Annotated in this window: 19 protein-coding genes and 5 tRNA genes; 20 read left to right on the forward strand and 4 right to left on the reverse strand. The window is 35.0% G+C overall.

Features of this window, described 5'->3' with window-relative positions; translation table 11 throughout:
• Positions 1-19 precede the first annotated feature (19 nt).
• A complete protein-coding gene (locus tag ABN217_RS01525) occupies positions 20-796 on the forward strand; it encodes an ABC transporter permease (RefSeq protein WP_196554083.1) in 777 nt (258 codons plus the stop codon).
• Positions 790-1,416 carry an ABC transporter ATP-binding protein gene (locus ABN217_RS01530; RefSeq protein WP_196554084.1) on the forward strand — a complete coding sequence of 209 codons (627 nt, stop codon included), beginning with the start codon at positions 790-792 and terminating at the stop codon, positions 1,414-1,416. The genes ABN217_RS01525 and ABN217_RS01530 overlap by 7 nt, the downstream gene beginning before the upstream one ends.
• Positions 1,417-1,437: 21 nt before the next feature.
• Here ABN217_RS01530 and ABN217_RS01535 read toward each other — a convergent pair whose 3' ends face one another.
• Together ABN217_RS01535 and ABN217_RS01540 are read right to left on the reverse strand one after the other, a co-directional pair.
• On the reverse strand, positions 1,438-2,130 hold the full coding sequence (locus tag ABN217_RS01535; protein ID WP_196554085.1) for an XRE family transcriptional regulator: 693 nt from the start codon (positions 2,128-2,130) through the stop codon (positions 1,438-1,440).
• 110 nt (positions 2,131-2,240) lie between these two features.
• Complete coding sequence (locus ABN217_RS01540; protein WP_196554086.1) at positions 2,241-2,498, reverse strand: hypothetical protein; 258 nt, start codon at positions 2,496-2,498, stop codon at positions 2,241-2,243.
• 818 nt (positions 2,499-3,316) lie between these two features.
• Here ABN217_RS01540 and ABN217_RS01545 point away from each other — a divergent pair.
• From ABN217_RS01545 to ABN217_RS01560, 4 genes are all read left to right on the forward strand, one after another.
• Entirely contained in the window at positions 3,317-3,724 is a 408-nt protein-coding gene (locus ABN217_RS01545) for a DUF4878 domain-containing protein (protein WP_349458995.1), read from the forward strand.
• Positions 3,724-4,278, forward strand: coding sequence for a YiiX/YebB-like N1pC/P60 family cysteine hydrolase (locus tag ABN217_RS01550; RefSeq protein ID WP_349459110.1), 555 nt, complete (start codon positions 3,724-3,726; stop codon positions 4,276-4,278). The genes ABN217_RS01545 and ABN217_RS01550 overlap by 1 nt, the downstream gene beginning before the upstream one ends.
• A gap of 255 nt (positions 4,279-4,533) precedes the next feature.
• The gene (locus ABN217_RS01555; RefSeq protein ID WP_349459111.1) at positions 4,534-5,235 is read left to right on the forward strand and encodes an RNA ligase family protein; all 702 of its coding nucleotides are present in this window, start codon (positions 4,534-4,536) and stop codon (positions 5,233-5,235) included.
• Complete coding sequence (locus ABN217_RS01560; RefSeq protein ID WP_349458996.1) at positions 5,235-6,371, forward strand: AAA family ATPase; 1,137 nt, start codon at positions 5,235-5,237, stop codon at positions 6,369-6,371. Before ABN217_RS01555 ends, ABN217_RS01560 begins: the two co-directional genes overlap by 1 nt.
• A gap of 151 nt (positions 6,372-6,522) precedes the next feature.
• Here ABN217_RS01560 and ABN217_RS01565 read toward each other — a convergent pair whose 3' ends face one another.
• The gene (locus ABN217_RS01565; RefSeq protein WP_115349900.1) at positions 6,523-7,014 is read right to left on the reverse strand and encodes a DUF4822 domain-containing protein; all 492 of its coding nucleotides are present in this window, start codon (positions 7,012-7,014) and stop codon (positions 6,523-6,525) included.
• A 1,029-nt stretch (positions 7,015-8,043) separates the two neighbouring features.
• On the opposite strand from ABN217_RS01565, the gene ABN217_RS01570 reads away from it, so the two are divergent.
• From ABN217_RS01570 to ABN217_RS01585, 4 genes are all read left to right on the forward strand, one after another.
• A complete protein-coding gene (locus ABN217_RS01570) occupies positions 8,044-9,264 on the forward strand; it encodes a PfkB family carbohydrate kinase (protein ID WP_196554090.1) in 1,221 nt (406 codons plus the stop codon).
• A 27-nt stretch (positions 9,265-9,291) separates the two neighbouring features.
• A complete protein-coding gene (locus ABN217_RS01575; RefSeq protein ID WP_196554091.1) occupies positions 9,292-10,029 on the forward strand; it encodes a glutamine amidotransferase in 738 nt (245 codons plus the stop codon).
• 131 nt (positions 10,030-10,160) lie between these two features.
• The gene (locus ABN217_RS01580) at positions 10,161-11,117 is read left to right on the forward strand and encodes a DMT family transporter (protein ID WP_072068338.1); all 957 of its coding nucleotides are present in this window, start codon (positions 10,161-10,163) and stop codon (positions 11,115-11,117) included.
• 10 nt (positions 11,118-11,127) lie between these two features.
• On the forward strand, positions 11,128-12,159 hold the full coding sequence (locus ABN217_RS01585) for a phosphotriesterase family protein (protein WP_196554092.1): 1,032 nt from the start codon (positions 11,128-11,130) through the stop codon (positions 12,157-12,159).
• Between the two features lie 108 nt (positions 12,160-12,267).
• Here the strand turns inward: ABN217_RS01585 and glpX are convergent, their stop codons facing one another.
• Positions 12,268-13,248, reverse strand: a complete 981-nt coding sequence (gene glpX, locus ABN217_RS01590) for a class II fructose-bisphosphatase (RefSeq protein ID WP_072068336.1) — start codon at positions 13,246-13,248, stop codon at positions 12,268-12,270.
• A gap of 205 nt (positions 13,249-13,453) precedes the next feature.
• Here glpX and ABN217_RS01595 point away from each other — a divergent pair, with 205 nt between their 5' ends.
• The 10 genes from ABN217_RS01595 to ABN217_RS01640 all read left to right on the forward strand — a co-directional run bounded on the left by ABN217_RS01595 (position 13,454) and on the right by ABN217_RS01640 (position 21,156).
• Complete coding sequence (locus tag ABN217_RS01595; protein WP_349458998.1) at positions 13,454-16,489, forward strand: DUF2339 domain-containing protein; 3,036 nt, start codon at positions 13,454-13,456, stop codon at positions 16,487-16,489.
• Between the two features lie 96 nt (positions 16,490-16,585).
• Positions 16,586-16,825, forward strand: a complete 240-nt coding sequence (locus tag ABN217_RS01600; protein ID WP_349459000.1) for a GFA family protein — start codon at positions 16,586-16,588, stop codon at positions 16,823-16,825.
• 315 nt (positions 16,826-17,140) lie between these two features.
• Positions 17,141-17,869: a LuxR C-terminal-related transcriptional regulator gene (locus ABN217_RS01605; protein WP_231619287.1), complete on the forward strand. Its 729-nt coding sequence runs from the start codon at positions 17,141-17,143 to the stop codon at positions 17,867-17,869.
• A complete protein-coding gene (gene uvrC, locus ABN217_RS01610) occupies positions 17,853-19,685 on the forward strand; it encodes an excinuclease ABC subunit UvrC (protein ID WP_197269092.1) in 1,833 nt (610 codons plus the stop codon). The genes ABN217_RS01605 and uvrC overlap by 17 nt, the downstream gene beginning before the upstream one ends.
• Positions 19,686-19,740: 55 nt before the next feature.
• Entirely contained in the window at positions 19,741-20,289 is a 549-nt protein-coding gene (gene pgsA / locus ABN217_RS01615) for a CDP-diacylglycerol--glycerol-3-phosphate 3-phosphatidyltransferase (protein ID WP_072068332.1), read from the forward strand.
• Positions 20,290-20,430: 141 nt separating this feature from the next.
• Positions 20,431-20,506 (forward strand) — tRNA-Gly (locus ABN217_RS01620).
• A gap of 25 nt (positions 20,507-20,531) precedes the next feature.
• Positions 20,532-20,605 (forward strand) — tRNA-Cys (locus ABN217_RS01625).
• Between the two features lie 5 nt (positions 20,606-20,610).
• A tRNA-Leu gene (locus ABN217_RS01630) sits at positions 20,611-20,697 on the forward strand.
• Between the two features lie 127 nt (positions 20,698-20,824).
• Positions 20,825-20,911 (forward strand) — tRNA-Leu (locus ABN217_RS01635).
• A gap of 158 nt (positions 20,912-21,069) precedes the next feature.
• Positions 21,070-21,156, forward strand: a tRNA-Leu gene (locus ABN217_RS01640).
• Positions 21,157-21,180: the final 24 nt, after the last annotated feature.

Genomic DNA, 21,180 nt, shown 5'->3' on the forward strand with positions numbered 1-21,180 from the left:
TTTTAAAAAAGGAAATAACGTGTTTCGTTGGGCATTAATTCCACTTTTTTTATTGTTATTTCTGATCTTAGGATCACTAATCGCATTAATATGCCAACTTTCATATGTTGAATTTAGACAAGTCATTACTGATCCTGAATTTCATTTTGCTATTGGTATGTCACTTAGTACGGCATTAACATCTTTATGTTTAGCAATTATCTTAGGTGTACCTGCTGCATGGGCAATGGCAAGAATTCCTTTTAAAGGACATCGTTTTATTGATGCGTTATTAGATTTGCCTTTGGTTACTCCTCCATTAGTTATCGGTATCGGATTATTATTATTGTTAGGAAATCAGGGGCCTTTAACGGGTGTTTTTCCTGAATTATCTCGTTCTCTTTTTTCACCTTTAGGTATTATTATTGCTCAAACTTATGTCGCTAGTGCGATTATTATGAGAAATAGCCTTTCTGCCTTTAAGTCTGTTGATCCCGCTTATATTCAAACGGCGCAAAATTTAGGATTAACGCCAACAAAAACATTTTTCTTGATTGAAATACCATTATGTTGGCCAGCTTTAATGAGTGGAAGCATCATTGCATTTTCTAGAGCCTTAGGTGAATTTGGCGCTACATTAATGTTAGCTGGCGCAACAAGATTAAAAACAGAGACGTTACCCATGGCTATTTATCTAAATATCGCCAGTGGAGACTTCACTTTGGCAATAGGTTGTGCACTCGTTCTTATCGCTATCGCAATTACGTTATTATTTGCGTTGCATCGTTTACAGCGAGAAAGGAAGACATCATGTTAGAAATTCGTTCATTAACATCGGGTATATTAAAAGACGTCTCGTTAAAGGTAGAAAAAGGAACTTGCTTAGGAATAAGTGGTACATCAGGAAGTGGTAAAACAACACTTTTAAATGCAATAGCGGGATACACTTCGTACTCTGGAGATATCTATCTTGCAAATAAAAATATTAATACACAGCCAGTGTGGTTGCGTTCTTGTCGATATTTAAATCAACGGCTTTATTTATTTCCATTTATGACTGTAACCCAAAATTTATGGCTAGCACAATATGGTGCAAAACAGAAGCGAAGCAAGGAGAGAGAAAGGTCTATATTAGAGCAGATGGGAATTGAACGTCTTGCTACACGTTATCCTCATCAAATTTCAGGAGGGGAACAACAACGCGTGGCATTGGCAAGAGCTCTTATTAGCCAACCCAAACTTTTACTACTGGATGAACCTTTTTCGAGTTTGGATTGGGAAACGCGTTATCAGCTTTGGGATTTAATTGATTCCTTAAAATCTAAGGAAATAACGATGATCATGGTTACTCATGAACCTCGAGAAATCAGAGCGCTAGCAGATAAAACGGTTTTATTGTCTAAAGGACAAGTTATTACTGAAAATTCAATACGTTGAAATTATTGCCTTGATTATTGATTACCAAGCCATTACTGACCAATGGATAATACGCCCCATAATTTTTACAGAATCAGTTTCTGCTGATTCGTCAGGGAATTCGTCTTTATTATAGCTACGTATGATTAATTTGCCGCCTGGTTGACGATAAAGCAGTTTTATTCTGAATAAGGCATCTTGTTCGATAGCATAAATACCACCATCAACAATGCGTGTGTTACCTGTATCAACAGTGACCGTTGATCCATTTGGGATAACGGGTGACATGCTATCCCCATAAACAGAAAAACAAATGACATTTTGAGAGGAAGCGCCATAACGGCGTAATGTACTTTTTGAAAATCTCAATTTATATCCGTTATGATCTTCGTTAGTACAACAACCATCACCAGCTGCAAGTTCAATACTTTTAAAGTAGGGGATTTCTACTTCATCAGCATCTAAAGGGGTATTGCTATCCCATTCACTAACAGGTTGCCATTCATTTTCAGGTGGAATTTCAGAAGTAATATCAGGTTGCTCTTCACCTTCTAATAGCCAAGCTAAATCACAATTTAATGCTTTTGCTAATTCAGGTAAAAAACGAGGGCGTTTAGTTTTACCACTTTCTAGTTGTTCGATAGATTGTTGTGTTGTATTTGCTAAAGTAGCAAGTTCTGATTGTGTTAAACCTAACGCAATGCGCTTGTCTTTGGTACGTTTCGCAATAGACATTAGTGACTCCTAATACGTGTCCTTACATATTCAAGTACAAAGAGTATATCGTAAAAAGAAAACAAATTAAATTGTATTTTATCTTGATAATAAAATTAAGAATAGGTTAACTACTTAATTTGGAAAACATCATCTGTACTGTTTGGTGGTGTGAGATAAGGATTTTCATCAGTAACATCAGGATCTCTTAAGACTTCTCCACAGAAAATAATAAGGTCAGGTCTTTTTTGTTTTAAGTAGTTAAGCCGAGTGGTGCATTCATCTTTAGTATAAATAGTTTCTGTAACAGGAACGGCATCGCAAGAATCATTTCCACAAGGGCTTACCAATAACACGTAACCGACCAGCATGAGCTGTGAAGTAAACATAAAATATCCTTTTAACTATTCATGTTTGGTCATCAAAATCAGACAGCTAGATTACCTATTTGTTGATAAAAAAGCAGTTTCTATTTGTCTTAAATAGGATTAATGATGCAAAAAGGTGTAATTGATCACAATTTTTCTAGTGTTTGTTTGTATTTATGAGTGATGTGTTATAGGCAATTAGCCCAAACAATAGGGACTAATACGAGGAAATATAGAGTGAAAACAAATAGAATTGTTTTTTAACATAACCTAATGTTGTAATATTGTTATTATTGCATTGATTGATGCACTTCATAAAATATTAATATAAATGATGCTGGTTAAGTGGATAAATTAGGGAGAATTACATTTAGTTCTAATTAAAGTAATTACCATAGTAAATAGAGAATAATTTTCTTTTTAAGAACTCTCCAAAATAATGATGCTTAGTATTCTAATCTCTATTCTTAATAGTGTCATTAAAAAGAAAATAAAATTAGATAGGTGGATAGAATGATGTCAATTCAATTTATTGATTTATAATAAAGATAAGTTGTTTTATGCTATAACTAGCCAGTTATTTGTGAGAGTTTAAAATACTCCTTTTATGAATAGTTAAAAGTATTTTAAATTACTTTCTTTTTTAAAGTAAATAATGACATGAAAATATGTCGAAATTTATTTTTATCACGTATAATTTATCAGAGGAAAAGTTAAAATATTGTTCATTATTGAGTTAATTATTAAGTAATATATTAACTATCTTATATCTTAATATTAGATATATTTTGTATAAGTTTCATTGGTTGAAAAATAGCATGCTAAGGTAAGGATAAATTATGTTAAAAAAAGTCATGGGATCCCTATTTTTAATATTTGTAATAATAACACTATCAGCGTGTGGTGATAAAACAGATGATCCGGGGCAGGCGGCCGTTGCATTTGTTGAAGCGGTTGCTGCAGGGAATGGTGATAAAGTTATTTCATTAATTTACTTAAGTGAAATGCAAGGAGATCCAAGAGCTGAACAATTTAATAATAAATTTAAAATGATTGTAGAGGAAACCGGTAAGCAAGTTAAAAAGCAAGGTGGCCTGAGCAAAGTTGAAATTATCAGCGTTGAATATAGTGAAGATAAAAATAGTGCAATTGTGACATTAAAAACTACATTAAAAGATGGTGTGGAAAAAACTCAAGCACAAGAGATGATTAATGTTGATGGTAAATGGAAAGTTAATTTCAAGTGATGATCCGTGCCTTTACTATTTTAGCTTTATTTTTAGCGAGTTCATTTTATGCGCTCGCTTTGCCTCTTGATTTAAAAAATGGTGATTTAGTTTTTCGAGAAGGTGATGAAGCGATTAGTAAAATAATTAAGCAAGTCGATAGAAGTGGATTTAGTCACGTAGGAATGGTATGGATTTCGGATAATGGTATTAAAGTGATCCATTCAACACCAAGTGAACATATGGATATAAAAGATGGAGTTACCATTGATAATATAGACTTCTTTATTAGTCGAGCAAAAGCCAACACTGTGCAATTTTATCAAGTAAAAGGAAGCGAAGAAGCTAGAAGTAATGCTGTAAAAATTGCATTAAATCGCGTGGGGGAGAACTTTAGTATTTATCCTAAGCAAGGCGTTTATTGTACAGAATTAGTTGCTGATGCATGGCTAAAGGCGGGGGTATCTATTTCAACTGGAACTCAAATATTAAATATGCCGTTTATTTCAGATATTCCACTTATTTTTCCTGAAAATTTAATTAATTCTGAAAATGTAATTCTTTATCCTCAATAAACGTTATGATTAGCCTCTTTTCAAGTCTTTACTAATACAGAAAGACAAATAAATTTGAAGATTAAATATCTAGCTCTTTTTTAAACTTACAGGTAATATCCCTCTAGATTTATTTCCTCTCACTTTTGATTATTTAGGTTGTAGTTATGTAATACACATTAAGGCACTGAAGTCATGGTGCAGAAACAGAAAATTCACTTACCGAATAACTATTTAAATTTGGTAGAACCTCTGTTACTTAATGAGTACAAAATAATGAATAATCAATCACAAAAATATGATAGAACCTATCACTATCCTTTTTCACCAGGCACAACAAACGACGATCGTATAAATGCGCAATGGTGGCAGGATATTTGCCAAATAAAACATCTTATCCATACAGAAAAGTTGGATGGAGAAAATAATTGCCTAAATAAAATGGGGGTTTTTGCGCGGTCTCATGCCACACCAACGCAATCGGCATGGACATTTCAATTGCGTCAACGTTGGCAAATGATGAAAAACGATTTAGGTGAGTTAGATATTTTTGGCGAAAATCTATATGCCATTCATTCTATTGAATATGCACACTTAGAAGAATATTTCTATGTGTTTGCAGTTCGTTATAAAGATAAATGGCTAAGTTGGGAAGAAGTGCAGTTTTATGCTTCTTTATTTGATCTTCCTACTGTGCCAGAGATTAAACTGCCTGAATGTCAGGATAAAACAGAGTTTGAAAATATGATTGTTTCACAAGCCAAACAGGCAAGTTTTTTTCAATCTCAAGATGTTTTAACGCAAAAACCAAGCCCAATGGAAGGTATTGTGACACGAGATATACAGTCATTTTCTTTAAATGATTTCTCTCATCGTGTTTTTAAATATGTCAGAAAAGATCATGTAAAAACGGATGTCCATTGGAAAAAAAACTGGCGACGTGCTCCGTTAATCTGGGAAAAAATACAGGGATTTTAATGATGCTTCATAAGAAATTACACACTGAGATGTCATGGGAGCACCTTTGTGAACTGTATGATGAAATTAGTGATATGGCGGGGGTTATACAGGACCCCATTCATCATGCAGAAGGTGATGTGGCGATACATACACAAAGAGTAATCAATTCAGTTAAATCATTACCTGAATATGGAACTCTGACAGAAAGAGAACAACAAATTTTATGGATCTCGGCACTTCTTCATGATGTAGAAAAACGTTCTACAACACGAGAAGAAGAAGGACGTATTATTTCTCCAGGTCATGCGCGTAAAGGTGAATTAACGACTCGTCGTTTTCTTTTTGAGAAAGTGCCATTAAGTTTTGCTGATAGAGAGCAAATTGTAGCTTTAGTTCGTTTTCATGGATTACCTTTGTGGGTAATGGATAAGCCCGATCCTAAAAAAGCATTACTTGCAGCATCGTTAAGAGTGGATTGTTATTTACTAGCCTTACTGGCTAAGGCGGATGTTTTAGGACGAGATTGTGATGATAAAGAAGGGCTTTTTGACAAAATTACGTTATTTACACTTTATTGTGAAGAGTTAAATTGTTGGCGCAAACCTGCTCCGTTCTCTTCAAATAAAGCCTGTTTTCATTATTTTCATACAGAGAATAGTGCTGATTGTAATTATGAGCCTTATCCTGAAAAAGGAAGTGACGTCACTGTACTTTGTGGTTTACCCGGGATGGGAAAAGATACCTACATTCGACAATATTGTGCAGATATTCCTATCGTAAGTTTAGATGAGCTACGTCGCCAACATAATATTAAACCCGATAATCGAGATGCTAATGGGTGGATAGCACAACAAGCAAAAGAGCAAGCTCGAGTTTATTTACGAGAGCATAAAACTTTTGTTTGGAATGCTACTAATATTACAAGAAAAATGCGGGATCAGCTGATCTCTTTGTTTTATCGTTATAATGCAAAAATAACACTGGTTTACATTGAAGTGCCTTATACTCAATGGCAAAAGCAAAATAATGCAAGGAATGAAGTTGTACCTATTAAAGTAATGGATCGTATGTTAAGTAAATTGGAAGTTCCAACACCAGAAGAAGCACATAAAGTAATCTATTGGGTTGAAGGGAAATCACAAACATTGCTTTAATTTAATTGGTTAATTTTGGCGTTTAGCATTATTCAAATAGTTACCTGAGATGTAAGTTATAACCATAAAGTAAGGGCTACTTTGTTTCTACAAAATAGCCCTTTTTCTTGTTTATGAGGGATTTATTGGCAGGCAAAACAACGTATTAAATTTATTTTTTAATATGATGTACAATATCGAAATAGGTGTTGCGATCTTCTGCATTTGGATAAATACGATAAGTATATTCATCATTTTTAATCGTGATATTTTCTACATCACGGGTAAATAACGTCTTACCTTCAGTGTCTTTAGCAACTAAGGTACGTATCTTGCCATCATCTGACATAGACCAATCGCCTTGCATTTTCTGTTTACCTTCCGGTGTAAACATAATAAATGTACCATTAGGATAATATTCAGCAAGGCCAAAATAATTACTCACTTGGGCATTACCTGCGTCTGTTTTATTGCCTTTTTCATCAATTGCATCAGTCGTTACCCAGACTTTTTCTATCATGAGTTTCTCATAGTTATTCAGTTCTTTTTGAGCTTGAATAACACCTTGAGCTTGCATATTTGTGGATGATGTTGAATTCTCAGCGGCAAAAAGAGAAAAGCTAGCGCTTAATAATGAGATTGCGATAAGTGATTTTATTTTCATTTATATATCCTTATTTTACGTTGTACTTTTTGTCAGGAGTTTATGTTGTGTCTGACTGTATGTATAAATTTAGGCATAAAATAGATGAAGTGCGAGGAAAGAAGTATGACAAAATGTTTCTGATAAAAAGATTAACTGACAAAAATAATTAGCAATAAATATCGTGATTATTTGTTTTTTTAATCTTATTCTCTGCTTTTATTCTTATTCTAGTGATAATTACTTCAAACTGAGTGTGTAAAAAACAAATAGTCTTCATTGATAGCTAATGAAAAAAATAAAATTTCTTTTTTGATTTACAAAACAAAATTAAAGTTTGACTAAATGATGTATTAAATAGACAAAGCATAATGGATTTTTTTGATAAAAATTGCTAGAAAAAAGATAAATTCAAAAAATGAGTTTTATTTCCCCTAAAAAAGAACTTCGTTATCTGACTTAATGTTATCAAGATCACAAAAATGAAAGATGAATATTGAGCGTGTTTTGGGCATTGCTTTTGTATTTCTTAACTAAATGACGCTAATTTATAGAGAGAGTTCGGTTTTTCAGCCTATGTAATGATTAAGTTTTCTTTATTATAAGAACGTCGTGAAAATAATGATGATAAAAATAATTAATGCATTGCTCGATTCAATTAAATTGTATTTAATTTAAGCATTATTACTGTTTTTTTGTATAAAGATAAAATTAATTTTTCGTAACTACCTATCTTAAAAAGTAATTTTTATTTTTCTATTTTAATTTATATTACTATCCATAGCCAATAAGAAAAATATAGTATTAAATTTACTTATGATAAATAAATTAAAAATGAATTATTTGTCGCATTTGTTTTTTATTAAAAAGAAACAAGGTGTTAATTTATTTATTAAATAATCTTACGTTTATCGTTATTTATTTCTGTTTCTTTTTGCTTTTTATTTTTGTATTTCTGCTTTTTTTTGCTTTTAATAAATAACATATGATTGTAATCACAATCCCATAACAACTAATAAACTAAAGTTGTTGCCATAGAGGTAACATTAAATGAAAGCAGAGCGTCATAAAAAAATAATTAATCTGATAAAAGGTAATGGTGCAGTAAAAGTTTCTGTTTTGGCTAAAGAACTTGATGTTACCAAAGAAACAATACGATCAGATTTAAATACATTAGCTGAAAAAGGAATTATAAAAAGATGCCATGGTGGCGCTTTTATAGAATTTGAGACATTAGATAAAGTCGCTAAGAAAGAAATTATACAATTTCTAGAATGTAATGATCAAATTGACAAAAACGATTTAGCAAATAAAACAGCAATAAATAAGGTGTGCGTACTGGGTTCGTTTAATGTTGATATGATTAGCTATTTGCCTAGATTGCCAGAAGCCGGGGAATCCTTATTATCAAATAAATTTATCTTCTCACCAGGAGGTAAAGGCTGTAACCAAGCATTGGCAGCGAGTTATGCCGATGCACAAGTACATTTTATTACGAAGATTGGTACTGATCAATTTAGTGATTATGCAGTTAATTTTATATCGTCATCAAGAATAAAAACATCAACGATATATCAAACTGAAAATTACCAAACAGGAACAGCGTCTATTTTTGTTTCGGAAGAGAGTGGAGAGAATATTATTTCTATTTATTCTGGTGCTAACATGGATATCTCTGCAGATGAAGTAAAAATACAGAAAGATAAAATTATTGATGCAGATATTATTTTATTACAGTTAGAAACAAACATTGAAGCATTAAAAGAAATTATTGCTATTGGAAATGAAAATAATATTCCTATTATTCTTAATCCAGCGCCTTATAACAAAATAGTTAATGAATTACTTCCTATGATAGATGTATTAACACCTAATGAAACGGAAGCAAGTTTATTATCTGGAATAGAAGTTCTTGACTTAGGAACTGCAAAAAATGCGGCAGTTTCTATTTATCAACAAGGCGTAAATAAGGTGGTTATTACGCTAGGTAGTAAAGGTTCGTTAGCTTATGACGGATATAAGTATATTTACTCTCCGGCATATCCGGCAGTGGTAAAGAATACCGCAGGGGCAGGTGACGCTTTTAATGGCGCGCTCGCGGCCTCATTGGCAAAAGGAAAGCAGTTTTCTTATGCGTTACGCTATGCATCAGCTTTTTCATCATTAGCTGTTGAGACGAGTAATGCTTCAGAAATGCCTGAAGATATTAATGTCATGCATCGCATCAATCAAACAACATATTCACAGATTGTCACCCAATCCCCTGAATAAATAATCTTTTTTGAAAGAGGAATAAAAATGAAAATCTTATTTATTGGTGAGTCATGGCACATTCATATGATCCACTCTAAAGGCTACGACAGCTTTACTTCCAGCAAATATGAAGAAGGCTCTACGTTCTTATTAAGTTGCTTAAGAGAGAAAGGTGTTGAAGTCGATTATATGCCTGCTCACACCGTTCAGGTTGCTTTTCCACAAACAGCAGAAGCATTGGCTAAATACGATGTCATTGTCATAAGTGATATTGGTGCAAATACGTTCCTTCTGCAAAACGATACTTTCTACAACATGAAAGTTATTCCTAATGCTTTGGGATTAATTAAAGAGTTTGTAGCGAATGGCGGTGGCTTATTAATGATTGGTGGTTACCTGTCATTTATGGGTATTGAAGCTAAAGCAAACTACAAAAATACATTACTTGCAGAAGTTCTGCCTGTTGAAATGCTAGATGGTGACGATCGTGTTGAAGCACCTGAAGGCGTATTTGCAAATGCAGTAAATGCAGCACATGCATCAGTAAAAGGCTTTGGTGAATGGCCGATGTTCCTTGGCTATAACAAAGTATCAGCTAAAGAAAACACAGAAACCGTATTAAATATTGGTGAAGATCCATTGCTGGTATTTGGTCAATTCGAAAAAGGAAAAACAGGTTGCTTTATGAGTGACTGTTCTCCTCACTGGGGAAGTAAAGAGTTTTTAGCATGGCCTCATTATGCGGATATGTGGGTCAATATTCTTAAGCAAATTGCACGTTAATTTGAATTCAGAATAACTGTCATAAAAAGTAAAAAGGCGCAGGGTTGCGGCTCTGTGCTAATAAAAAAACCGATTACTTGAAAAATAAAAAAAGAAATCACTCATAGCCAATAATCCAAAAGGAACATCTTATGAGTACAAAAAATTTATCAACACCCTTGCTGATGTTAGCAACCGTGTTAGCAGGTATGCTATCACCAATGCAATCTGCGGTGAATGGGCAGCTAGGACACGTTTTAAAAGATGGTAACGCCAGTGCGGTTATCTCTTTTGCTAGTGGTTTAGTGGTAATGTTTTTTATCATAATGTCGAAAAAACAGTACCGTCAGCAATTCGCATCAATTCCAAGTTTAATTAAAACACGCAAAATCCCATTATGGAACTGGTTTGCGGGTCTTTGTGGGGCGATGGTTGTTTTCTCTGAAGGCGCTTCTGCAAGTGCATTGGGGATTGCTACTTTCCAAACAGCATTAATTTCAGCACTGTTATTATCGGGCTTGTTATGTGACCGTTTTGGTGTGGGTGTGGATGAGAAAAAATATTTCACGCCATATCGTGTATTAGGTGCAGTGTTAGCCGTTGTTGCAACTCTATTTGTTGTTTCTCCGCAATGGCATTCAACTTCATTCATTTATTTAGCAATCTTACCTTTCCTTGCAGGTCTATTAGCCGGTTGGCAGCCAGCAGGTAACTCTAAAGTCGCAGAAGCAACAGGTTCTATGATGGTGTCTATCACTTGGAACTTTATTGTTGGCTTTACTGTTTTAACGATTGCTTTAATTGTTCGTATGGCATTAGGTCATATCACACTTGAATTACCAGGAACATGGTGGATGTATTTAGGCGGTCCTTTAGGACTGATGTCTATCGCGTTAATGGCTATTTTAGTTCGCGGTTTAGGCTTGTTGATGTTAGGTGTCGCATCTACAGCGGGTCAGTTATTAGGTTCTGTCTTAATTGATCTGTTATTACCATCATTAGGTAATACCGTTTATTTAGTGACAATCATCGGTACATTATTTGCGTTAGTGGGCGCGATTGTAACCACAATCCCAGAATTCAGAGCCGCTAAGCCAGCGAAAGCATAGGAGTAACATGATGAAAGGTTATATTCAAACTGTAACAGGCCCAGTTAAAAAAGAAGATATGGGACTGACATTACCTCATGAACACCTGTTTAATGATCTCTCTGGTGTTGTTGATGAACCTTTTTATGAATTCTCACATGTATTAGTTGATAAAAAAGTCAGTGCCGATATTCAATGGGGGCTTAAATACGATCCTTATTGTTGTTGCGATAATATGGATAAAAAACCAATTGATGATGTTATTTTTGAATTAAATAACTTTAAAGAATTAGGTGGCAGAACGATCGTTGATGCAACGGGATCTTCATCTATTGGGCGTGATATTAGAAAGCTAAGACAAGTTGCAGAAATAACAGGGATCAATGTTGTTGCTTCTTCAGGGCTTTATATTGAAAAGTTTGAAGGTCAACGTCTTGCTGATGATATCGAGGCAATGGCAAAGATTATTGATGACGAGTTAAATGTAGGCATTGATGGTACAGATATTCGAGCAGGAATGATTGGTGAGATTGGGGTTTCTCCTTTCTTTACTGACGGTGAGAAAAATAGCTTACGTGCAGCGGCAATTGCTCAAAATAATAATCCTTATGCTTCTATGAATATTCATATGCCAGGCTGGCAACGTCGTGGTGATGAAGTTTTAGATATTCTGTTATCTGAAATGGGCTGTAACCCTGCAAAAATTTCATTAGCACATTCTGATCCATCGGGTAAAGATATTGATTATCAATGCAAAATGCTTGATCGCGGTGTTTGGCTTGAGTTTGATATGATTGGCCTTGATATCTCTTTCCCTAAAGAAGGGGCTGCGCCAAGTGTTATGGATACTGTTGAAGCTGTCGCAACCTTAATTGAAAGAGGTTATGGTAGCCAAATTGTATTAAGCCATGATGTGTTTTTAAAACAGATGTGGGCAAAAAATGGGGGGAATGGCTGGGGATTTGTTCCGAATGTCTTCCTTTCATTATTAGCTCAACGTGGCATTGATAACTCTATTATCAAAAAGTTATGTGTTGATAATCCAGCAAATTTATTGGCTTAAATCTGAGTTCGAATAAATAACAATAAACATACCCCTTGAAGTATTTAGCGGCACCTTAATCGAGTGCCGCATTTTTATGTCTCAAGGAGCAGGAGATAAACTGAAAAATTAACGTAAATGGTAATTTTCAATATAACGTAGTGAATGTGTTGAACCATTAATCACTAAAGAATGTGTTTGTAGATATTGGGATTGTTGGTTAACACCAGATAAAAGATCACCTGCCGTAATGGCGGTTGCTGCAAACATCACATCTTGATTACGAACTAATGTATCTAGTGATAATTTGATATTTACATCGGTTCCCATTTTATGACAGCGAGCAATTTCACTGACAGCAAACTCTCTATTTTCTGCAGTATTTCCTTTTGCGATGTCACGCGTAATCAGACGAGCTTGCATATCACCACCAAGTGCTTTAGCTATCGCAGCACTAATAACACCTTCAGGAGCTCCGCCAATACCGTACATAACATCAATACTATTATTTGGCATTGTGGCGTATAAAGAAGCAAGAACATCACCATCAGGTAGTGTAATCACATTGATCCCTTTGGAACGAAGGTCGTTAATAATATCGTGGTGGCGAGGTTTGTCTAAAATAGCTAACGTAAGTTGCTCAAGTGATTTATTTAATGTTTGTGCAATAGCATCAAGGTTATATTCTAGGCAGTGGTTCAGATCAATGACGCCAGCAGCTTGTTTACCGACAATTAATTTTTCCATATACATATCGGGAGCTTGTAGAAAACTGCCTTCAAAACCTGCAGCTAAAATAGCTAGAGAATTGTTTTCACCCGTTGCTACCATGCGAGTGCCATCAATAGGGTCAACAGCAATTTCTATTTTTTCACCTTTTCCATTACCGACTTGCTCACCGATATAAAGCATCGGTGCTTCATCTATTTCGCCTTCACCAATAACGATTTCACCATTGATATTTAAGCTATTTAAACGTGCTCTCATGGCACTTACGGCGGCATCATCTGCTGCGTTTTTATTTTGTTTTCCGATCCAAGGCATGGCTGCAATGGCCGCTGCTTCTGTTACAGAAGCAATTGCGTTAGTTAATTCGTCATTTAATTTCATATTATGAGTGTGTTTTTTAGTACAAATGGAAGATTAAGGGAGTTGATAGATCATACCTTTTTTTTGAAATTGTGTGCTAGGTTTAAATCAAGAGTTCTTGAATTTGATTATTTAGGAATAAACTAAGATAAATCTGTGAAAATTAAAGTATAACTAAGGTTAAGAGACTAAATTACATGGTGTATTATGCAAAAGGATTAGGTTGATGGATGATTTTCTGACGCTCATTGTTACGATATTTGTCGTGGTATCTTTGTATTGGCAATATCATACCTATACAAACACTCATTCATTGTTGTATCGAATTAAGCAACTTGAAGAAAAGCTTACCGAACAACAAGCTAAATTACTTAAGTTTTTAAATAAAAATAGCTCTGCAAATGAGAGTGCAGAGCTTGATGATAATAAAAATGAAATAGGCGATTTATCGTGTGAAATAAAAAGGGAGCCAAAATCAACTTCATCAAGTTATCAGCCTAAAACAAGTACATTCATTAACAAAACAGAAGAAATACAAAATAAGGTTGAAAATAAAGAGCCAGCTGTTTATCAACAAGCACAAGTATCAAGAGAAACGACATTTGATAAAGTTTCTCCTAAAGAACAACCTCCGATCGCAGATGCTTCTATTAGCAAAGCACTTAATGTGGAAGATCCACACACCAATAAGTCAACCTGCTCTAAGCCGGAACCAAAACCTTACCAACCTAAAATTTCAACGAGTCGTTTTGCCCATCGTTATCAAAACGAGCCAAAAAACACACCAAATGAAATTTCGCCCACCCCACTACCAGAGAATAGTGTGAATGTAGCGAGAGCTAATCAATCTGGAGCTCAAACTGATAATTTAGGTACAACAATAGCTCAAGCCAGACCCGCATCACAATATAGACCCGCTTTAAATCCTCACCCAAAACGTCAACAAAAATCGATTTTGGGACTTATTTGGAATTGGGTAGTAACAGGAAATCCGTTAGCTAAAATAGGGATGTTATTACTCTTTTTTGGTCTATCTTATTTACTTAAATACAGTATTGAAAATGAGCTTGTCTCAGCATCAACACGTTTAATGATGGCTGGAACAGGATGCTTGGTCTTATTAGGTCTCGGCTGGTGGCTTAGAAAGAAAAATCTGATGTATGCACTGATTTTGCAAGGAGGCGGAATTGGTGGGCTGTATATCACAATTTTTGCAGCGACCAAAATTTATGATTTTATTCCTATTGGCATCGCGTTAGCGATTATGGTGTTTATTTGTATAGTCAGTGTTATTTTAGCTGTTCTTCATCGAGCAATTAGTTTAGCGGTATTAGCTTCATTAGGTGGTTATTTAGCACCTGTTTTATTGTCTACAGGTAGTGGTAATTATATTGCATTGTTTAGCTATTATCTTATTCTTTCCATTGGCATTCTTATTATTAGCCATTGGCAAGTTTGGCGTTTATTAAATCTTATTGGTTTTGTTTTTACTTTTGGTATCGGTTTTATATGGGCAATACCGAATTACGCTCATGCCGATTATTTACCTTGTCAGATATTTTTAATTGCAAATTGGTTGATTTTTGGTGTTGCAACGGAACTTTCAACATTAAAAAATAAGCTGAGACTCAATATTTCTTTTGATGCCACATTATTATTCGGTACACCATTAATTGGTTTTATCTTCCAACACCGATTGGCATCAGAATGGGAATACGGTGTTGCTATTGCTTCATCTCTTTATGGATTAGCCTATTTTGCATTGAGTTGGTTTGTCCTTAAACGCTATCGCGAAGAGGGTAAATTACTGGCTATTGCTTTCTTTATGCTATCAGCCACATTTGCTACTTTAGCCGTACCATTTGCTTTCTCTGTTGAATGGACATCTATGGTATGGGCAATTGAAGGCGTTATGATCCTTGCGTTTTCTGTTTTACAGCAACAAAAGAAACCAGCTATTGCTGGGACTATTTTAGTTGCTATTTCCTTTGTTCTACTATTTAACATGCGTGTTATTTCGTTAAGTGATTGGCTAATGTTTATAACACAAATGATTGTTGTATTTGCAGTGGCGATACTGTGGTATCGAGCTAAATTTATTAATATCGATAACCGCACTATTGGATATGTAACTCTATTTATTGCTGCGGTGAGTTGGGGATATTGCGTATTTACTTTACAAGAGTATGGCGAATATTGGTTTTCTCCGAGTGTGAAAGCTATTACTTTTGCTTTTATTCTTATTAGTTGCTGGGGAATGTATTTTGTAGGTAAAAAAACACAATTCTCTGAATTAGCGAGTTGCTCTGTTTTATTGTGGCCAATGTCAGCACTGATTATGTTAGTGTACATTTTCCAAGCTGGATCATTAATTGACAATTGGTTAAGTACCATTGTATGGATAGCAATATTTGCGAGTGGCTTCTATTTACTTAAGGTTAATACATTATTGCCTACACAAAGGTTAAATAAAGCATTAATTCATGTTATGCATCTTGTTTTTATTGGTTTGTTCTTATTCACTGAAATAATTTGGCTAATTGATACTACTTATCTTTATGTAAGCCTGCATTTTGCCAGTGTTATTTTTTCCATAAGCTTATATATAGCAATAAGTACTATACTTGTTATGAAAGTTAATTGGATTAAAGCGTATCTAAATACTTATTTAGTAATAACAGTACCTGTTTTAGCTTTACTAGCTCTTTCTTTAATTTTTGCCAATATGAATAATGGTACTGAAAGTGGTGTTAAATTTATACCACTCTTTAATTTGATGGATCTCATGGGAATTGTGGGGATATGGGTTGGCTATAAATTTATTTCAGTAATGAAACAGTCTCCTAAATATCAACAGTTATTACAAAATAATTTTCCATTATACAATTATATTATTCCCGCGGTGATTTTCTGGTGGGCTAATGGAATTTTATTAAGAGGATTAGCCTTTACTACAGATATTGACTGGTCAATGTATGAGATCATTAACTCTAAAGTGATCCAAACAGTATTAGCTATTATCTGGGCAATTACTGCAGTAGTGACGATGATGATGGCAACACGCAAAAAATCACGTTCAAGTTGGTTTATTGGTGGTGGGTTATTAGCAGTTGTCATCGCTAAACTCTTCTTCATTGATACATCGTTAAGTAGTGGATTACTTAGAGCATTGGCCTTCATTGGTGTTGCTATACTGATTTTGTTTATCGGTTATTTCTCACCATTACCGCCTAAAAAGCAAAATCAGAAGACAAAAGCGTAGGAATATTTGCGTTTAAAAATACTTATTTTGGGAACTAAATCATGCATATAATCTTAAAAAATTTATGCATGATTTAAAAAGAAGAGGAAAGTATCAATGCATCAAGGCCTATGTCTGTGTGGTGGTGTTAAATTGTCAACCACACGAAATATCTCTGAGCTCAGTGTTTGCCATTGCAGTATGTGTTTACGTTTGAATGGTGGCCTAGGATTTTCTATTGATTGTCAGTCAGATTTGAATATCGAAGGTGAAGAAAATATCATACGTTATGATTCATCATTATGGGGTGAGAGGGCATTTTGCAAGCACTGCGGTTCTCATCTTTTTATCATCTGAAAGAAGCCAACATTTATTATGTATCAGCAGGATTGTTTTCTGAAACAAAAGAAAGCAAGCTTACTCTACAAATTTATATAGATAATAAACCTCACTATTATAATTTTATAGAAAAAATGTCGATGCTTACAGAAAAAGATATTATGGATATGTTTAATAAATAATTTTGGTGCTATTTATTGATTTTTTGTATTTAAATTTTTGATTGTAATAAAGGCTCGTTTATACGGATCTTTATTTATATCTGAACAGTTAATGATATTAATTTAATGAAAATAAGATAAGGTTGGTAAAAAACTAGAATGTTAATGAGCAATGCAATATGATAATTGGGTTTTAAATAAATACAGATTTTTTAATACCTTAACTAAAAAGGAAAAATTATTGATAAACACAATAATAATAAGTCAGGCTGAGTTATTTAGCTTGGGGATAAAAACACTTCTTAGTCAAATCAAAAAAATCAATATTAGAAAAATCATGACTGATGAGACAGAAGCATTCCGCTATTGCCGTCAGTTTTCTGTTAATCTTATTATTATCTATTCATCTCCTTCAGTTTCATTAATTAATTCAATAAAAAGGATTAAACGTTCATTCTTATCAATTAAAATTATTGTTATTTCACCTAGTACTGATTCCATTTTATCTATACCACTTCTTCAATTAGGAATTGAAGGCTTTGTGGTCATAAATGCCTCGAGTGAAAATATTCTTCAAGCTATTCGACAAGTATGTATTGGCCAGCGTTATTTAAGCCAAGAGTTTGCTATGGATATTGCACTGGCTAAATTACAAAAAAATTTGAATCCATTACATCATTTATCTGAAAGAGAGCTGCAAGTAATGTCTATGATAATTAGAGGAAAAAAAATCACACAAATTGCAGATGAGTTAAATCTCAATACAAAAACAGTAAATAGTTACCGTTATCGAATGTTTAGTAAACTTAAAATCTCAGGTGATGTAGAATTAACTCATATAGCAATACGTTATGGGTTAATTGAGATTGAGAGTCATTTACAAAGTGGAAGACAAATTTGACGCCAAAGCATTCTTAAGTCGAGTCACTGATAAACCAGGTGTTTATCGAATGTATGATGCAACAGATACTGTAATTTATGTCGGTAAAGCCAAAGATCTGAAAAAGAGGCTTTCGAGTTATTTTCGTGCGCAAGTAAATAGCCGTAAAACCGAGGCATTGGTTAAGTGTATTGCAAATATTGATGTGACTATTACACATACAGAAACAGAAGCATTATTGTTAGAGCATAGTTACATTCAGCGCTATCAACCTCGTTATAATGTGTTATTACGAGATGATAAATCTTACCCTTATATTTATTTAAGTGGGGATAAACACCCAAGACTAGCTAGCTACCGTGGTGCAAAGCATGCAAAAGGGGAATATTTTGGGCCTTTTCCTAACTCTTTTGCAGTAAGAGAAACCTTAGCATTGATGCAAAAACTATTTCCTATTCGTCAATGTGAAGACAGTGTGTATCGCAATCGTTCAAGGCCTTGTTTACAGTATCAAATTGGCCGCTGTCTTGCACCTTGTGTGAAGGGTTATGTTTCAGACGAAGAATATGCTCAACAAGTTAATTATGTACGGCTTTTCCTTTCTGGTGATGATACACAAGTGATTGAAGGCCTTGTGACTCGTATGGAAGAAGCAAGCCAAGATTTACGCTTTGAAGAAGCTGCACGTATTCGTGATCAAATTCAAGCCGTAAGACAAGTAACGGAAAAACAATTTGTTGCCAATATAGGTGATGATCTTGATGTGATTAGTGTTGCTTTTAATGGCGCAATTGCTTGTGTGTATGTTCTCTTTTTCCGACAAGGTAAAGTATTGGGAAGCCGAAGTTATTTTCCTAAAATTCCAGCAAATACTTCACTTGATGAGGTAGTTCAAACTTTTATTGGTCAATTTTATTTGCAAGGAAGTGCTATTAGAACCTTGCCGACTGAAATTCTGCTCGATTTTAATTTGGAAGATAAAGCGATCCTTTCTGAATCTATCTCATCTATTGCAGGGCGAAAAATTCAAATTCAAACGAAACCTCGTGGTGATAGAGCGCGTTATTTGAAATTAGCTAGAACGAATGCAGCAACAGCATTAGCTTCAAAACAAGTCGAACAATCGACAATTTCACAACGCTATGCCTCATTGATGTCTCTTCTTGATATGAAAGAGATAAAACGAATGGAATGTTTTGATATTAGTCACACTATGGGAGAACAAACTGTGGCTTCATGTGTAGTATTTGACATGAATGGCCCATTAAAATCGGAATATAGGCGTTATAATATTAGTGGTATTACTCCTGGTGATGATTATGCGGCGATGAATCAAGTACTCACTCGACGTTATGGTAAATCATTAGAAGAAAATAAAGTTCCTGATATTATCTTTATTGATGGTGGTAAAGGGCAATTAGCACAAGCAATAGAGGTATTTGATTCTCTGGATGTTGATTGGGATAAGTCACACCCTAAATTAATTGGTGTTGCAAAAGGGAGTGATCGTAAAGCAGGGCTTGAAACCTTGTTTTTTGTCCCTGAAGGTGAAGGTATGGCATTACCTTCTGATTCACCCGCGTTGCATTTGATCCAACATATACGTGATGAGTCGCATCGTCATGCAATAACTGGGCATCGACAACGTAGAGCGAAAGTGAAAAATACTAGCTCATTAGAGTCTATTGAAGGTGTAGGGCCTAAACGTCGTCAAATGCTATTGAAATATATGGGAGGGCTACAAGCTTTACGAGATGCAAGTGTAGAAGAAATTGCGAAAGTCCCCACAATTTCGACAGCATTAGCAGAAAAAATATTTAATGCGTTGAAACACTAAGTGTATTGATGCACCATATTAATAACTCTCACTTTTCTAGGTCGTGTAGAACGCTATGCAACTAAATATCCCAACTTGGCTAACTCTATTTCGTGTCGCTTTAATCCCATTCTTTGTTTTGGTGTTCTATTTACCATTCAAAGATGCGCCATTAGTATGTGCTATTATTTTTATGGTAGCCGCTGCAACTGATTGGTTTGATGGATTTTTAGCACGTAGATTGAAACAAACTACTCGCTTTGGGGCTTTTCTTGACCCAGTAGCAGATAAAGTAATGGTTGCAACTGCACTTGTTTTAATTACAGAGTATTATCATGAATGGTGGATAACTTTACCAGCAGCAACCATGATCGCTCGTGAGATAATTATCTCTTCATTAAGAGAGTGGATGGCAGAATTAGGGAAACGCAACAGTGTTGCTGTTTCTTGGATTGGAAAAGTGAAGACAACCGCACAAATGGGATCGTTAGTTGTGCTATTATGGCGTCCTACGGTTGAAGCAGAATGGTTTGGATTTGCATTATTGTATGTCGCAACCGTGTTGACTTTTTGGTCAATGTTTCAATATTTGAGCGCTGCATGGTCAGATTTGCGTGAAGCTTGATCGAAATGACTGAAAATTCACCGAACAGTCAAAAAGATGCAAATATAGTGTTGACTAGATTCAGGAAATCAGTAGAATGCAACGCATCGAAAGGCACAACGGTTTACAGAAATAAATAAGTAAATCAGCAAGTTCGGTAAAGCGGGAATAGCTCAGTTGGTAGAGCACAACCTTGCCAAGGTTGGGGTCGCGAGTTCGAGTCTCGTTTCCCGCTCCAATCTCTCATGAGATTGAGCAGTTGAGGCGCGTTGGCAGAGTGGTCATGCAGCGGATTGCAAATCCGTGTACCTCGGTTCGATTCCGGGACGCGCCTCCATTAATGCCCAGGTGGTGAAATCGGTAGACACAAGGGATTTAAAATCCCTCGGCTGTAAGGCTGTGCGGGTTCAAGTCCCGCCCTGGGCACCATCTCTTTTAGATAAAGAGTTTGGTGCAAAAGAAAAGTCCATTAATGAATGGCATTGTGTAGTAGTTAAGTCGTCCATACCAGTATTTATCTTAGTAATAAGAATTTACGGGCGCACCACAGAATTTAGCCCAGGTGGTGAAATCGGTAGACACAAGGGATTTAAAATCCCTCGGCTGTAAGGCTGTGCGGGTTCAAGTCCCGCCCTGGGCACCATATAAAATGCGGACCTTAATTTAGGTCCGTTTTTTCTTCCACTGCACATTTAGTGAAAGAAAACATATTAAGTTAGTTGTTTTAGATGTAAATGTTTTAAATTTATTTGTTACCTTGTTTTATTAGCAATATTATTCGTAACGAGTAAATACAATTTAGCCCAGGTGGTGAAATCGGTAGACACAAGGGATTTAAAATCCCTCGGCTGTAAGGCTGTGCGGGTTCAAGTCCCGCCCTGGGCACCATATAAAAAACGGACCTCGATGAGG

The organism is Proteus sp. fly-1067, from assembly GCF_040139345.1.
Taxonomy (GTDB): Bacteria; Pseudomonadota; Gammaproteobacteria; order Enterobacterales; family Enterobacteriaceae; genus Proteus; species Proteus vulgaris_B.

What these genes read in the sequence shown, in the direction of transcription:
- ABN217_RS01575 (WP_196554091.1), top strand. Translation starts at nt 9,292, where the DNA reads ATGAAAATCTTATTTATTGGTGAGTCATGGCACATTCATATGATCCAC.
- ABN217_RS01530 (WP_196554084.1), top strand. Translation starts at nt 790, where the DNA reads ATGTTAGAAATTCGTTCATTAACATCGGGTATATTAAAAGACGTCTCG.
- ABN217_RS01595 (WP_349458998.1), top strand. Translation starts at nt 13,454, where the DNA reads ATGGATGATTTTCTGACGCTCATTGTTACGATATTTGTCGTGGTATCT.
- ABN217_RS01605 (WP_231619287.1), top strand. Translation starts at nt 17,141, where the DNA reads ATGCAATATGATAATTGGGTTTTAAATAAATACAGATTTTTTAATACC.
- ABN217_RS01570 (WP_196554090.1), top strand. Translation starts at nt 8,044, where the DNA reads ATGAAAGCAGAGCGTCATAAAAAAATAATTAATCTGATAAAAGGTAAT.
- ABN217_RS01535 (WP_196554085.1), bottom strand. Translation starts at nt 2,130, where the DNA reads ATGTCTATTGCGAAACGTACCAAAGACAAGCGCATTGCGTTAGGTTTA.
- ABN217_RS01550 (WP_349459110.1), top strand. Translation starts at nt 3,724, where the DNA reads ATGATCCGTGCCTTTACTATTTTAGCTTTATTTTTAGCGAGTTCATTT.
- ABN217_RS01585 (WP_196554092.1), top strand. Translation starts at nt 11,128, where the DNA reads ATGAAAGGTTATATTCAAACTGTAACAGGCCCAGTTAAAAAAGAAGAT.
- ABN217_RS01560 (WP_349458996.1), top strand. Translation starts at nt 5,235, where the DNA reads ATGATGCTTCATAAGAAATTACACACTGAGATGTCATGGGAGCACCTT.
- ABN217_RS01555 (WP_349459111.1), top strand. Translation starts at nt 4,534, where the DNA reads ATGAATAATCAATCACAAAAATATGATAGAACCTATCACTATCCTTTT.
- ABN217_RS01540 (WP_196554086.1), bottom strand. Translation starts at nt 2,498, where the DNA reads ATGTTTACTTCACAGCTCATGCTGGTCGGTTACGTGTTATTGGTAAGC.
- pgsA (WP_072068332.1), top strand. Translation starts at nt 19,741, where the DNA reads ATGCAACTAAATATCCCAACTTGGCTAACTCTATTTCGTGTCGCTTTA.
- glpX (WP_072068336.1), bottom strand. Translation starts at nt 13,248, where the DNA reads ATGAAATTAAATGACGAATTAACTAACGCAATTGCTTCTGTAACAGAA.
- ABN217_RS01545 (WP_349458995.1), top strand. Translation starts at nt 3,317, where the DNA reads ATGTTAAAAAAAGTCATGGGATCCCTATTTTTAATATTTGTAATAATA.
- ABN217_RS01565 (WP_115349900.1), bottom strand. Translation starts at nt 7,014, where the DNA reads ATGAAAATAAAATCACTTATCGCAATCTCATTATTAAGCGCTAGCTTT.
- ABN217_RS01600 (WP_349459000.1), top strand. Translation starts at nt 16,586, where the DNA reads ATGCATCAAGGCCTATGTCTGTGTGGTGGTGTTAAATTGTCAACCACA.
- ABN217_RS01580 (WP_072068338.1), top strand. Translation starts at nt 10,161, where the DNA reads ATGAGTACAAAAAATTTATCAACACCCTTGCTGATGTTAGCAACCGTG.